This window comes from Mesorhizobium ventifaucium, assembly GCF_935822925.1.
GTDB classification, from domain to species: domain Bacteria; phylum Pseudomonadota; class Alphaproteobacteria; order Rhizobiales; family Rhizobiaceae; genus Mesorhizobium; species Mesorhizobium ventifaucium.
Genome location: NZ_CAKXZS010000008.1, coordinates 93999 through 107107 on the forward strand (window position 1 = coordinate 93999; position 13109 = coordinate 107107).

The 13109-nt window shown below is 62.0% G+C and carries 13 protein-coding genes; 3 read left to right on the forward strand and 10 right to left on the reverse strand.

Annotated elements, in window-relative coordinates:
- Positions 1 to 63: 63 nt before the first annotated feature.
- The gene (locus NMG70_RS06135) at positions 64 to 669 is read left to right on the forward strand and encodes a DUF922 domain-containing protein (RefSeq protein WP_254023703.1); all 606 of its coding nucleotides are present in this window, start codon (positions 64 to 66) and stop codon (positions 667 to 669) included.
- A gap of 1 nt (position 670) precedes the next feature.
- Here NMG70_RS06135 and NMG70_RS06140 read toward each other — a convergent pair whose 3' ends face one another.
- The 5 genes from NMG70_RS06140 to NMG70_RS06160 all read right to left on the reverse strand — a co-directional run bounded on the left by NMG70_RS06140 (position 671) and on the right by NMG70_RS06160 (position 4510).
- On the reverse strand, positions 671 to 1699 hold the full coding sequence (locus tag NMG70_RS06140; protein WP_254023704.1) for an endonuclease/exonuclease/phosphatase family protein: 1029 nt from the start codon (positions 1697 to 1699) through the stop codon (positions 671 to 673).
- A 118-nt stretch (positions 1700 to 1817) separates the two neighbouring features.
- Complete coding sequence (locus NMG70_RS06145; RefSeq protein ID WP_254023705.1) at positions 1818 to 3278, reverse strand: AMP nucleosidase; 1461 nt, start codon at positions 3276 to 3278, stop codon at positions 1818 to 1820.
- A gap of 129 nt (positions 3279 to 3407) precedes the next feature.
- The gene (locus NMG70_RS06150) at positions 3408 to 3602 is read right to left on the reverse strand and encodes a hypothetical protein (protein ID WP_254023706.1); all 195 of its coding nucleotides are present in this window, start codon (positions 3600 to 3602) and stop codon (positions 3408 to 3410) included.
- Positions 3603 to 3637: 35 nt separating this feature from the next.
- The gene (locus NMG70_RS06155; RefSeq protein ID WP_254023707.1) at positions 3638 to 3805 is read right to left on the reverse strand and encodes a hypothetical protein; all 168 of its coding nucleotides are present in this window, start codon (positions 3803 to 3805) and stop codon (positions 3638 to 3640) included.
- 360 nt (positions 3806 to 4165) lie between these two features.
- Positions 4166 to 4510, reverse strand: coding sequence for a DUF2147 domain-containing protein (locus NMG70_RS06160; protein WP_128241943.1), 345 nt, complete (start codon positions 4508 to 4510; stop codon positions 4166 to 4168).
- Between the two features lie 462 nt (positions 4511 to 4972).
- On the opposite strand from NMG70_RS06160, the gene NMG70_RS06165 reads away from it, so the two are divergent.
- Both NMG70_RS06165 and NMG70_RS06170 read left to right on the forward strand, forming a co-directional pair.
- Positions 4973 to 5239, forward strand: a complete 267-nt coding sequence (locus NMG70_RS06165) for an SEL1-like repeat protein (protein WP_254023708.1) — start codon at positions 4973 to 4975, stop codon at positions 5237 to 5239.
- A gap of 455 nt (positions 5240 to 5694) precedes the next feature.
- On the forward strand, positions 5695 to 6816 hold the full coding sequence (locus tag NMG70_RS06170; protein WP_254023709.1) for an ABC transporter substrate-binding protein: 1122 nt from the start codon (positions 5695 to 5697) through the stop codon (positions 6814 to 6816).
- A gap of 114 nt (positions 6817 to 6930) precedes the next feature.
- On the opposite strand, the gene NMG70_RS06175 is transcribed toward NMG70_RS06170, so the two are convergent.
- The 5 genes from NMG70_RS06175 to NMG70_RS06195 form a co-directional block, all read right to left on the reverse strand.
- Positions 6931 to 8889, reverse strand: a complete 1959-nt coding sequence (locus NMG70_RS06175) for an acetyl/propionyl/methylcrotonyl-CoA carboxylase subunit alpha (RefSeq protein WP_254023710.1) — start codon at positions 8887 to 8889, stop codon at positions 6931 to 6933.
- Positions 8890 to 9268: 379 nt separating this feature from the next.
- On the reverse strand, positions 9269 to 9688 hold the full coding sequence (locus NMG70_RS06180; protein WP_367185505.1) for a macro domain-containing protein: 420 nt from the start codon (positions 9686 to 9688) through the stop codon (positions 9269 to 9271).
- A 2-nt stretch (positions 9689 to 9690) separates the two neighbouring features.
- Positions 9691 to 11298, reverse strand: coding sequence for a carboxyl transferase domain-containing protein (locus NMG70_RS06185; RefSeq protein WP_254023711.1), 1608 nt, complete (start codon positions 11296 to 11298; stop codon positions 9691 to 9693).
- A 3-nt stretch (positions 11299 to 11301) separates the two neighbouring features.
- The gene (locus NMG70_RS06190) at positions 11302 to 11940 is read right to left on the reverse strand and encodes a DUF8453 domain-containing protein (protein ID WP_254023712.1); all 639 of its coding nucleotides are present in this window, start codon (positions 11938 to 11940) and stop codon (positions 11302 to 11304) included.
- A gap of 4 nt (positions 11941 to 11944) precedes the next feature.
- Positions 11945 to 13108, reverse strand: a complete 1164-nt coding sequence (locus tag NMG70_RS06195) for an isovaleryl-CoA dehydrogenase (RefSeq protein WP_254023713.1) — start codon at positions 13106 to 13108, stop codon at positions 11945 to 11947.
- Position 13109: the final 1 nt, after the last annotated feature.

The window sequence follows — 13109 nt, forward strand, 5'->3', positions numbered from 1 at the left end:
TCTAAAAGAAGTTGAAGCGGGGCGGCGCTTGTGGTTCCATTCTTTCTGACCCGGGAGATGACCATGCGCCTGGCGGTTCTGACGTGCCTTGTGGCGATTGGCGGCTTGTGCGGCTTCGCACCGTCGGCATTGGCTGACACGAAGGTGCTGGTCAAGACCCGGACCTACGACATCATTGGAACCACGGGCGCCGCCCTGATCGAGGCCATGGACCGCAACGGTCCGAAGCGGCACGGCTTCATGACGCACGCCATCGCGCTGGCCGCCTATACCGTCGATTGGGACCTTGAGGTCACAAGGGAGGGTGGTGTCTGCCGTCTGCGGCAGGCCAATGGCACACTCGATCTCACCTACACCTTGCCGCGTTTGGCCTCAGCCGCGACACCGGCGCTGCAGAAGCGCTGGAAGCGGTTTTTCGCGGGCGTTCGTGCTCACGAGCATCACCATGGCCGCATCGCCAGGACAATGATGCGGGCGACCGAAAGATCGATCACTGGACTGGAGTTCGCCGACAACTTGTTTTGCAGCAAGACGCACCGCGAGGCGAGGCGCCGGATCAAGGCCGTCTATGCCGAATACGAGGCGAAACAGAACGCCTTCGACGCGCGCGAGCATCGCGAAGGCGGCCATGTCGAGCACCTCATCAGGGCGCTGTTGCGCAAGCAGTAGCTCAGCCTCGGGGCCTGCCGTTCTGTCGCACGGATGCCGTCGCAGTTTCATGTTCGTCGACTGGCTTCTTCTGTTCCGGCCTGAGCGAGAATTCCACCATCAGCGGAAGATGGTCGGAGCCCGTGCCTTCCAGCCGCGACACCGAACGGATGAGAACCGCGCCCTTGCTGAAAACCTGGTCGATCGGCAGTCCGGCGAAGCGCAGGAAATCCGGCAACTCGATATAGAGCCAGGTCGGCCCCGGCGAAGGCGCCACGGTCAGCTTGCCAAGATTTGCGACGCGCCGCACGGCGGCGCTCCACGGCACTGCATTGCAGTCGCCTGCCATGATCGATGTCTCGCCAAGCGAGGCGAACTCCCCCGACAATTCGCCGATCTGCGGTGACTGGTGGCGCGGCCATGGCCAGGTGAGGTGCACGGCGGCGACGTCGACGTTGGTTCCGCCGAAATCGACCGTCGCGATGGCCATCGCGCCGCGGCCATCGCAGCGCGGTTGCGTGCCGGCGGCAAACGGCCGTCTGGACAGCAGCGCAACGCCGAAAACGCCATTGGGGTAGGGGCAGAGGATCCGGTAAGGGTAGGCGCTGGCAAGATGGCCAAGCTTCGCCTTCCACATGTCGGACACCTCATCGAGGGTGATCACATCAGGCTGGGTCCGGCCGATCAGCGACAGGACTTTTTCAGGCGTTGGATTGTTGAACCGCAAGTTCATCTGCAGCAGGCGGTAGACCGCTTGGTCACCGGGGTAGACCGCCTGGTCGCCGGCCTCGGCTTCGTAGGCTGCCTGGACCGGCCACAGGCGGGGCACCGACAGGGCGTTCGAGGTGGTGGCAAACGCAGCCACTGCAAAGAGCAGCGCTGTGGCCGCCTGTAGGCGAAACGAGGTCGCCAGCAGTGGCAGCGCGCAAAGCGTCATCAGCACGGCAAGATGAACGCGGAAATGAGCGAAGGAATCGAAGGCCGGATGCAGCGTTCCGAAAAACCCGGCCACCAGCGCGACCGAGAAGACGAGCATTGCTACGAACGCCATCGAAGCCATCATGTCTCGAACGGGTGCCATCTACTTTGCTTATCGGCAGAAATGCAGCCCAAAGCAAGATTACGAAATGCCGTGCCGCGCTGTTACCAAGGTCGCAGGCCGAGCGGTGCTACTGGAACGCCGTCTCCGAAAAGCTTCTGAGCTTGCGCGAATGCAACCGTTCCATCGGCATCTCGGCCAGCTTTTCCATCGCCCTGATGCCGATCGTCAAATGCTGTGCCACCTGCCGCTTGTAGAATTCGGTCGCCATGCCTGGCAGCTTCAATTCGCCATGCAGGGGCTTGTCGGAGACGCAAAGCAGCGTACCGTAGGGTACGCGGAAGCGGAAGCCATTGGCCGCGATCGTCGCCGACTCCATGTCGAGCGCGATCGCCCGTGACTGCGACAGCCGCTGCACCGGCCCACGCTGGTCGCGCAACTCCCAGTTGCGGTTGTCGATGGTGGCAACGGTGCCGGTGCGCATGATACGCTTGAGGTCATAGCCGGAAAGGCCGGTGACTTCGGCGACCGCCTCCTGCAGCGCCACCTGGATTTCGGCCAGGGGCGGGATCGGCACCCAGACCGGAAGGTCATCGTCCAGTACATGGTCTTCCCGCACATAGGCATGCGCCAGCACATAGTCGCCCAGCGCCTGGGTGTTGCGCAGGCCGGCGCAATGGCCGAGCATTACCCAGGCATGCGGCCTGAGCACCGCAATGTGGTCGGTGATCGTCTTGGCGTTGGAGGGGCCGACGCCGATATTGACCATGGTGATGCCGCCATGATTCGGCTTCTTCAGATGATAGGCCGGCATCTGCGGCAGGCGCGGCGGCGCCACGCCATGGCTGGGCGCGCTTTGTCCAGCCTTGGTGACGACGTTTCCCGGCTCGACGAATTCGACGTATCCGCCGCCGCCTTTCGCCATCAGATCGTGCGCACGGGCGACGAATTCGTCGATGTAGAACTGGTAATTGGTGAACAGCACGAAATTCTGGAAATGCTGCGGACTGGTCGCCGTGTAGTGCGACATCCGGTGCAGCGAGTAGTCGATGCGTTGCGCCGTGAACGCCGCCAATGGCCTGGCTTCGCCCAACGCAACTTCGAACGTGCCGTTGGCGATCTGGTCGTCGGTGCCGTCGAGATCCGGCACGTCGAACAGGTCACGGATCGGCCGCCTGATGCGCTCGGCTGCCGCGCCGTCGACATGGGAGCCTTCCAGGAACGCGAAATGCAGCGGGATGGGCGTCGTCGATTCCGAAACCGTGACCGGAACGCCGTGATTGCGCATGATCAGGCGAAGCTGTTCGATGAGATAGCGTTCGAAAAGGGCGGGCTGGGTTATGGTGGTCGAGAAATGCCCGGGCGTCGGCATATGGCCGTAAGCCTGCCGCGAGTCGATCTGGGTGAACGAAGTCGTGGTGACACCGACCTCCGGATAAAAGGCCCGGTAGCGCTTGTTGTTGTCGCCGCCTGCGGCGAGCGCCGTAAACGAATCGCGCAGGAATTTGGTGTTGCGGTCGTAGAGGGCCTGCAAGGCCGCGACAGCCTTTCCTGCATCATTGAAGATCTGCCGGCCAAACGGCTCCGGCATCACGATTGAGTCTATAGCTTGGGGATAGATTCGCTTTTCCATGACCCAATATAGAGGCTTGGCCATGCGGTTGGGAGGGGGCCAAAGGGTCGTTTTTTATTTTTGAATGGTTCGATGAAGGCCGATTGCCTAACCACGCCGCAGGCTAACCAACAGCACAAAGCCGACGCCGGTCTTCTTCAGCGCTGGCGCTTCGATCGTCGAGCCGGCATCGGCGCGCATCGTCGGCACGGCCAGAACCGGCGCTGCAAGAACCATCAGGATGAGCGTCGCCCGCGGCACAAGCCGAAGGGTCTTGAGGGCGTTGGCGACGATGCGGTTCATGGCTTGTTGCTTCTCTCTGGGGGTTTTTGTCGGCGTCAATGGCGAAAGTGGCTCGGGCAACCGAACCGGCAGGAATTGGCCTGGTCCCAGGAGCGGGCCAATTCCTGCCGGTTCGGCCGCCCGGCCTCGGCAACGAGGATGGCGAACGACATGCCGAACAGGCTCATCAGCAGGCAGACGATGGTGAAGCGGCGGGCGAACATGGCGCGGTTCTCCTTCTACACGCATGAGAATACTCTGATGCAACTGAACCGGTTCTGATGCCGGCGTTCATCTGCGGTTCAAATTTAGACGGAGTGCCGGGTGGCGGCCGTCAAACCGCGCCGTCACCGGCCACGAGCGTCGCCGCAGTCTTGCTGCCGGCCCGCATTGCTGCCCCCAAATCTTGCTTGCCCCAAATCTTGCTGGCCCGAATCTTGCCGGCAGGGGTCGAAGGACGCGCAAAAATTGCTGTTGGGCGCAGAAGGCGCAGCCCGCACGATTGATTGGTGTCCTAAATACAGAGGCGCGAACAAAAACGGAGCCTTCGCGGCCCCGTTTTCAATTCGTGGCAGTCGCAACGATCAGAGCTTGTGCCAGGTCTGGCTCCGGCAGATCAGCCCGCCGAGGACGCAGCCGCTCATCTTGAGCGAAGCGCCTGAGACCGAGGCCTTGCCCGAATAGGTCTTGTCGGTCTCCGGGTCGGTTATCGTCCCGGTATATTTGTTGGCGCCGGACACCTTGAACGAACCGATGCGCTTGCCGGCAAACTTGCCAGATTTGAGCGTGATGGAAAATGCGCCGCCACCGCCCGCGATGGCGGCGGTCGAACCGGCTTGCGTTTTCCAGTTGCCTTCGATCGGGTCGGCCCAAGCCGTGCCGGCCATGATCAATGTGGCCGCAAGGGCCATGCTGATTTTGCGAAACATGTTTCTCCTCCCTGGGGCATCCGACCGGGTGTTGCGCCCCGCCAGTCTGCCTCTTACGCAAACGTAAGCTAATCCACCTCCCGGCAAAACAAAAGCGGTGCCGCCGCGGAAGACGTCGGGATTTTTCAGGCCGCCCGAAGCGGTCTGGTCAGCGAGAAATGAAACGCCTTGCATGCTGGCTTTGTCTCCCGTGGTTAGCGGAGTCTTGATTTGCGCCTCGCAAATTTTCATCAATTTTAGCCCAAACCGGCGCAATTGCTGGCTTTGCATCGTTAATGAATTTCTGCGTTTACCTATTGTTTTAGCTTTGTTTTCCTCAAATTAAGCACGCCACTTAACGACGGATTCAAGCCTTCGGTTCATTCTCGAAAGCATCGAAAGAGCGGCCGCCCCAAGGGTTTCCAAGGGCCAGAAGGAGGCAGCTCTCGGGAGCCTGACAGGGGCTAGAACAGGGGATTGAAAATGGCACGTTTTGAAATGCCTGAAGCCGGCTTCGGCGCCATGGGGGCAACTGCCCAGGCCGACATTCTTTTCGAACTGGGCATGATGTATGCGACCGGCCGCGATTGCGAGACCGATGTCGTCGCCGCCCACAAATGGTTCAACATCGCTGCGATCAAGGGCTCGGCCCGGGCAGCGGAACTGCGCTCGGAATTGTCGGCCGCCATGTCGAAGGTCGAGATCGCCAGGGCGCTGCGCGAAGCCCGCGAATGGATGACGATGCACTAAGTTTGACCTGAGTTCATCAGGCCCTCAGTTCATGAGGCATTGAGATCACCGACAGGGACGCTTCAAGGCCGCGCAAGACGGACCGGACCGGCAAGAACAAGGCCGCGCAAGACGGCCGGACCAACAATGACAAGAACGCTGCAGGCCGGATACAGCCAAGCCGCGCGACGACAGGGAAGGCGAGCGATTTTCGGGGCGCGCGTGGGAGCGTTCGGGATTGTTCGATCGACAAAAGCCGCGACCGGCCGGAACAAGGCAGGCGCGGCTTTTTGGTTTTCGGACCCTGATCCCAAAAAGTGGAAATCGATTTTTGGAAAGATCGTGGTCCAACAGAAAGGCGGCAGGCCCAGCCGCCGATGCGCCTAGACAGGCTTGGCGAGGGGTGAAATTCTCCCACCTATTCTGGAAGAGGCGCGGCCGAAGCGGCCGTGCGCGAGTGGAGGAGTTGTATCGTCATGAAAAAATTGGTTATTTTGAGCGCGGCCATAGTCGGCCTGGTGATGAGTGCGCCGGTTGCCTTCGCCGAAGACATCACCTTTTCGGTGGTCGGACCGATGACCGGACAGCTTGCCACCATCGGCGATCAGTTCAAGCAGGGCGCGCAAGCCGCGGCCGATGCGATCAACGCGGCCGGCGGCGTCGACGGCCGCCAGATCAAGCTCGACGTCCAGGATGACCAGTGCGATCCGAAGCAGGCGGTTTCGGTCGCCAACCGCATCGTCGCCAACGGCGTCAAGTTCATCGATGGCCATGCCTGCTCGGGCTCGAGCATCCCGGCCTCGGCCGTCTATGCCGAAGCCGGTGCGCTGATGATGAGTCCGGCCTCGTCGAACCCGGAGCTGACGGACGCGGCGGCGAAAGCCGACTGGCCGACGATCATGCGCCTTTACACGCGCGACGATGCCCAAGGCGCCTTCATCGGTCCATGGATCGCCAAGAAATACGCCGGCAAGAAAGTCGTCATCATGCATGACAAGAGCGCCTACGGGCAGGGCGTGGCCGATGCCGTCAAGGCGACGATGAACCAGAATGGCCTCAACGAGATCCTCTATGAGGGCATCAACGCCGGCGAAAAGGACTACTCGGCGCTTGTCACCAAACTCAAGGAGCTGAAGGCTGATGCGGTCTATTTCGGCGGCTACCACCCGGAGGCCGGCCTCATCCTGCGCCAGTCGGCGGAACAGGACTTCAAGTTCCAGCTGATCATGCCGGACTCGATCGCCACGCCGGAATTCTGGCAGGTTGCCGGCCCGGCCGGCGAAGGCACCATGTTCGTCTTCCCGTCGGATCCGCAGGCGAAGCCCGAAGCCAAGCAGGCCATCGAAAAGATCAAGGCGGGCGGCTTCGTGCCCGAGGGCTTTACGCTGTTCTCCTATGCCGTGATCCAGGCCTTTGCCGAGGGTATCAAGCGCGCCGGCAGCGACGACCCGGCCAAGGTTGCCGAAGCGATGAAGAACGGTGAGCCGATCAGCACCGTCGTCGGCCCTGTCACTTTCGATGAAAAAGGCGACCTCAAGAACGTCAGCTACGACATCAACCAGTGGCACGACGGCAAATACGCGCCGATCAAGCCGTGATGGCTGGCGTCGCCTGGCGATTATCGGAGATGGCCGGTCAGATCCGGCCATTATCCATGTTGGCATGCGTTTGTGGAGCGTGTGTTCCGACGTCGCCTCGTGGATGAACAGCGGTCAGCCGTGGGCTTCCTCGGCAAAACGCACCAGCACCGTGCCATCAGTGACCTGCGCGCCCTCTGTTGCGATCTCGGCGATCGTCCCGTCGTGCGTGGCGGAAATCGTGTGCTCCATCTTCATCGCTTCCAGGATCAACAGCGGCTGGCCCTTGATGACGGCTTCGCCTTTTGCCGCGCGCACCAGCTTGACCAGGCCCGGCATCGGCGCGCGCAGGCTGTCGGCACCGGCCGCGATTTCGTCAGCCCTTGCCAACGGGTCCGGCACCGCGAAGCTGTAGCCGACGGCGCCCGAAAAGACAGTGACATGACTTGGCCAGCGGGCGAGGCGAGGGGCAGCGCGAAGATCAAGCGCGCTGTCATAAGGTGCGTCCAGTGCCACTTGGAAGCGCCCGTCCGGCCGCACCGAAACAAGCGCGAGGATATCATCCTCGCCGTAGCGCAGCCGCGTGCGCCGCGGAACAGTGTGGAAATGCGCATAACCGGCAAGCGACGACCACGGGTCTCGGGTCTGCGCCTGAGCCCCGGCGCGGGACGCCGCAAGTGCGGCCGCGGCGACGATCTCGCTGCTCGGCGGCGGCACTGCGGTCAGCGCTTGCTGGTGCCTGCCGATCAGCCCGGTGTCGACGTCACCTGCCGAAAAATCCGCGTCAGCGGCTAGGGCCGCGAGAAAGGCGGTGTTGACGGTCGAGCCGGCGATCTCGGTCTGCGAAAGGGCTATGCCCAGGGCTTCGAGCGCCGCCTGCCTGTTCTTGCCGTGGACGACGAGCTTGGCGATCATCGGGTCGTAGAACGGCGAGATGGCATTGCCGGCCTGCACGCCAGTCTCGATCCGCATGCTGGCGCCCTCGGGCGCTGTATCCGGAAATTTCAGGTGATGCAGCGTGCCCGTCGCCGGCAAAAAGCCCTTTGCAGCGTCCTCGGCATAGATGCGCGCCTCGAAGGCGTGTCCGGAGAGCGTGATCTCGCTCTGCGTCTTCGGCAGCTTTTCGCCGGACGCCACCCGCAACTGCCATTCGACCAGGTCGGTGCCGGTGACCATTTCGGTGACGGGGTGCTCGACCTGCAGGCGGGTGTTCATTTCCATGAACCAGAAGCGGTCGGCCTTCAGCCCTTGCGAGGCATCGACGATGAACTCGATGGTGCCGGCGCCGGAATAGTCGATCGCCTTGGCGGCCTTCACCGCCGCCTCCGTCATCGCCTTGCGCAATGCCGGTGTCATTCCGGGGGCGGGTGCCTCCTCGATCACCTTCTGGTGGCGGCGCTGCGCCGAGCAGTCGCGCTCGTAGAGATGCACGACATTGCCAAACATATCGCCGAATACCTGAACCTCGATGTGGCGCGGCTTCTCGACATATTTCTCGACCAGCACGCGGTCGTCGCCGAAAGCGGCCTTAGCCTCGCGCCGCGCACCCGACAGCGCCTCGGAAAAGTCGTCGGGATGTTCGACGCGCCGCATGCCCTTGCCGCCGCCACCGGCGCGCGCCTTGATCAGCACGGGATAGCCGATCTCGCGTGCCTTGGAGGCGAGCAGCACGATCTCCTGCGCCTCGCCGTGATAGCCTGGCACAACCGGCACGCCGGCCTTCTCCATCAGCCGCTTGGCCGCGTCCTTCAGCCCCATGGCGCGGATCGAGGCGGCCGACGGGCCGATGAAGACGAGCCCGGCCGCGGTCACCTGATCGACGAAGTCAGGGTTTTCCGACAGAAAGCCGTAGCCGGGATGGATGGCTTCGGCGCCGGTGGCCAAAGCCGCCGCGACAATCTTGTCGCCGCGCAGATAACTTTCGCCGACCGGCGAGGGACCGATATGCACAGCTTCGTCGGCCATCTCGACATGCAAGGCGCCGGCGTCGGCGTCGGAATAGACGGCGACCGTGCGCATGCCCATCCTGCGCGCGGTGCGGATCACCCGGCAAGCGATCTCGCCGCGGTTGGCGATCAGGATTTTGGCGAACATGGAACCTCCAAAGCCAGTGCTTGCCGCCAACGGCGTGGGTGTTCCTTCGCGCCCCCCTCTGTCCTGCCCTCTTTGCCACCACTTGGCATCTCCCCCACAATGCGGGAGATTGGCAGCTGCTGCCTCGCAGTCCTTCTTTCAATGTTGGAGATTGGCGAAAGCAGGGGAGCCAGCCAATCTCCCCCCAAGTGGGGGAGATGTCCGGCAGGACAGAGGGGGGCGCTGTCCCGCCAGCGCAACGGAGCGAGCGTTCTCATCACCATATCACATCACGCTCCGCCAGGCGCAGCAATGGCCTGCCGGTACAGGTCCGCCGTTCGCTGGTCGAAGCAGCAGAAGATGACGGTCTCCGGAACCGCGTTGTGGGTGATGAAGGCGCTCACGGCGCCAACGGCGATCTGCGTCGCCTGGTCCTTTGGATACCGGTATACACCGGTCGAGATCGCCGGAAATGCACCGTCCGGCAACCCTTGGCGGCGGCAAGTTCGAGCGACCGGCGATAGCAGGAGGCCAACAGCTCAGCTTCGCCCTTGCCGCCGCCTTGCCAAACCGGTCCGACCGTGTGGATGACATAGCGTGCCGGCAGCCTGTAACCTTTGGTGAGTTTCGCGTCGCCGACTTTGCAGCCATTGAGTGTCCGGCATTCGGCCAGGAGTTCGGGGCCGGCCGCACGGTGGATGGCGCCGTCGACGCCTCCGCCGCCCAGAAGTGAGGTGTTGGCGGCGTTGACGATGGCATCGACCGCCAGTTTGGTGATGTCGCCGACATGAACGCGAATTCTGGGGTCGATCTTGCTCATCGTCACATCCTGAACACGCCGAAGCTTGTCTCCTCGATCCCGGCGTTCAGCGCGGCTGACAGGCTGAGCGCCAGCACCTCACGCGTCTTGGCCGGATCGATGATGCCGTCGTCCCAGAGCCGGGCGGAGGAATAGAGCGGGTGGCCTTCATGCTCGTATTTCATCAGGATCGGCTTCTTGAATTTTGCCTCCTCCTCCGCGCTCCATTGCCCGCCCTTGCGCTCGATCCCCTCGCGCTTGACGACGGCCAGCACGGTGGCCGCCTGCTCGCCGCCCATCACCGAGATGCGGGCATTCGGCCACATCCACAGGAAGCGTGGCGAATAGGCGCGTCCGCACATGCCGTAATTGCCGGCGCCGAACGAGCCGCCGATGATCATGGTGACCTTCGGCACGCGGGCCGTGGCGACCGCCATCACCAGCTTGGCGCCATCCCTGGCGATGCCGCCGGCCTCGTATTTTCGCCCGACCATGAAGCCGGTGATGTTTTGCAGGAAGATCAGCGGGATCTTGCGCTGGCAGCACAGCTCGATGAAATGCGCGCCCTTCAGCGCGCTTTCGGAAAACAGCACGCCGTTGTTGGCGATGATGCCGACCGGCATGCCCTGAAGATGGGCAAAGCCGGTGACCAGCGTGGTGCCATAGTTCTGCTTGAACTCCTCGAATTCGGAGCCGTCGACAATGCGGGCCATCACTTCGCGCACGTCATAGGGCTGGCGCAGATCGGTCGGCACGATGCCGTAGAGTTCTTCCGCTGCATGGAGCGGCGCAATCGGATCGCGTAGCGCCAGCCCGATCTGCTTGTTTCGATTGAGGTTCTTGACGATGCGGCGCGCGATCGCCAGCGCATGCTCGTCGTCCAGCGCATAATGATCGGCAACACCGGAAAGCCGCGTGTGGACATCGGCGCCGCCCAGCTCCTCCGCGCTGACGTCCTCGCCGGTGGCGGCCTTCACCAGCGGCGGGCCGCCGAGGAAGATGGTCGCCTGGTTGCGCACCATGATCGTCTCGTCCGACATCGCCGGCACATAGGCGCCGCCCGCCGTGCACGAACCCATGACGCAGGCGATCTGCGGTATGCCCGCAGCCGACATGTTGGCCTGGTTGTAGAAGATGCGGCCGAAATGGTCGCGGTCGGGAAACACCTCGTCCTGGTTGGGCAGATTGGCGCCGCCGCTGTCGACCAGATAGACGCAAGGCAATCTGTTCTGCAGCGCGATCTCCTGGGCGCGCAGATGCTTCTTCACCGTCAGCGGATAATAGGTGCCGCCCTTCACCGTGGCGTCGTTGACGACGACCATGACTTCGGTGCCTTCGACGCGGCCGATGCCGGTAATGATGCCGGCCGATGCGATGTCTTCGCCATACATCGACCACGCCGCGAACTGGCCGATCTCGAGGAATGGCGAGCCGGTGTCGAGCAATTGGGCGAGGCGCTCGCGCGGCAAAAGCTTGCCGCGGCTCTGGTGGCGCTCACGCGCTTCCTCCGAGCCGCCACGCTCGACGGTTGCTGCCTTTTGCGCAATGTCGGCGACCAGCGCCCGCATGCGCTCGGCATTGGCGCGGAAGGTGTCGGAGGCGGGCGAGATCTGGGTTTGCAGCGTGGCCATAAGTCATAATTCCAAAGCAGTAGATTTCAACGCCTTCCATTGAGCCGCATAAGAGGGATAAGGCGTTGATTTCTTGTACATGTATATATCGTATGTATTGAATTTGTTTTCGTACATATCACTGTATTCTAGTTTTGCGTGAAAGTATGGCTCAATTTCATCGAACGCCGCATAGGAAGAAAAATAATTTACGAGCGTTTCATCGACGATTGCCATTACGACCTGTGGGACGGAGAAATCGTTTTTTTCGTTTCGTTTTATTGACGAGTTTCGAAAATCAAGGGCACTTCCTAAATTAAATAGGATATGTTTTTTACCCGCTTCAAACTTCAGGTAGCCAGATTCCTTGTTTAGAACAAATCTGTCAGAAAGGTTTTCGTAAAGCCTAGCAAAGTCCCACGTAATCGAAACATCGAGCATTGGCCCTTGTCCGACATTCTCAATGGAAAGAGTGGCTTCTTTCAAGTCGTCGTCGTCGTCCACAGTTCGCTCGAATCTCGTGCCTGTCAGAACCGCGTAAGGTCTAACCGAGTTCCTGCTTTGCCTCTGCATTTCACGGGCTGTTAATAACGCTGCGATTGCCGCCGCGAGTGTCCCCGCCGTTCCTGCCACCTGAATGGCCACAAAAGTGTCAAATGCCATGTAATCACCCCCCATCTGCCATGATTTCGCGCCCGATCAACCAGCGACGGATCTCGCTGGTGCCGGCGCCGATCTCGTAGAGCTTGGCGTCGCGCAGAAGCCGGCCGGTCGGATAGTCATTGATGTAGCCATTGCCGCCCAGCAGCTGGATGGCGTCGAGCGCCATCTGCGTCGCCTTCTCGGCGGCGAACAGCACGCAAGCGGCGGCGTCCTTGCGGCTCGTCTGGCCGCGGTCGCAGGCGGCGGCGACGGTATAGACATAGGCGCGCGCGGCATTCATCGTCGTATACATGTCGGCGAGCTTGCCCTGCACCAGCTGGAACTCGCCGATCGGCTGGCCGAATTGATTGCGTTCGTGCACATAGGGTACCGCCACATCGAGGCACGCCGCCATCAGTCCGAGCGGGCCGCCGGCGAGCACCGTGCGCTCGTAGTCGAGACCCGACATCAGCACCTCGACGCCGCGCCCTTCCTCATGCAGCATATTGTCGAACGGCACTTCGACATCCGAAAAAACCAGTTCGCCGGTGTTGGAGCCTCGCATGCCGAGCTTGTCGAGCTTTTGCGCGACGGAAAATCCGGCCATCGATTTTTCGACGATGAAGGCGGTGATGCCGCGCGACTGGAGCTCCGGATCGGTCTTGGCATAGACGACCAGCGTCTCGGCGTCCGGGCCGTTGGTGATCCACATCTTGGTGCCGTTGAGCACATAGCAATCGTTGCGCTTTTCGGCGCGCAGTTTGAGCGACACGACGTCGGAGCCGGCGCCGGATTCCGACATTGCCAGCGCGCCGACCTTTTCGCCGCTGCACAGCGCGGGCAGATATTTTTTCTTCTGCGCCGGCGTCGCCCAGCGATTGATCTGGTTGACGCAGAGGTTGGAATGGGCGCCGTAGGAGAGGCCGACCGAGGCCGAGGCTCGCGAAATCTCCTCCATCGCGACGACATGAGCGAGATAGCCCATGCCGGTGCCGCCGAAATCCGGATCGGCGGTGATGCCGAGCAGGCCGAGCCCACCGAGCTCGGCCCACAGATGCGCCGGGAATTCATTCGAGCGGTCGATCTCGGCGGCGATCGGGGCGATCTTGTCCTGGGCGAAGCGCCGCACCAGGTCGCGTAGCGCCTCGATGTCTTCGTCAAGCCCGAAGTTAAGTGTGTGCGTGTACATG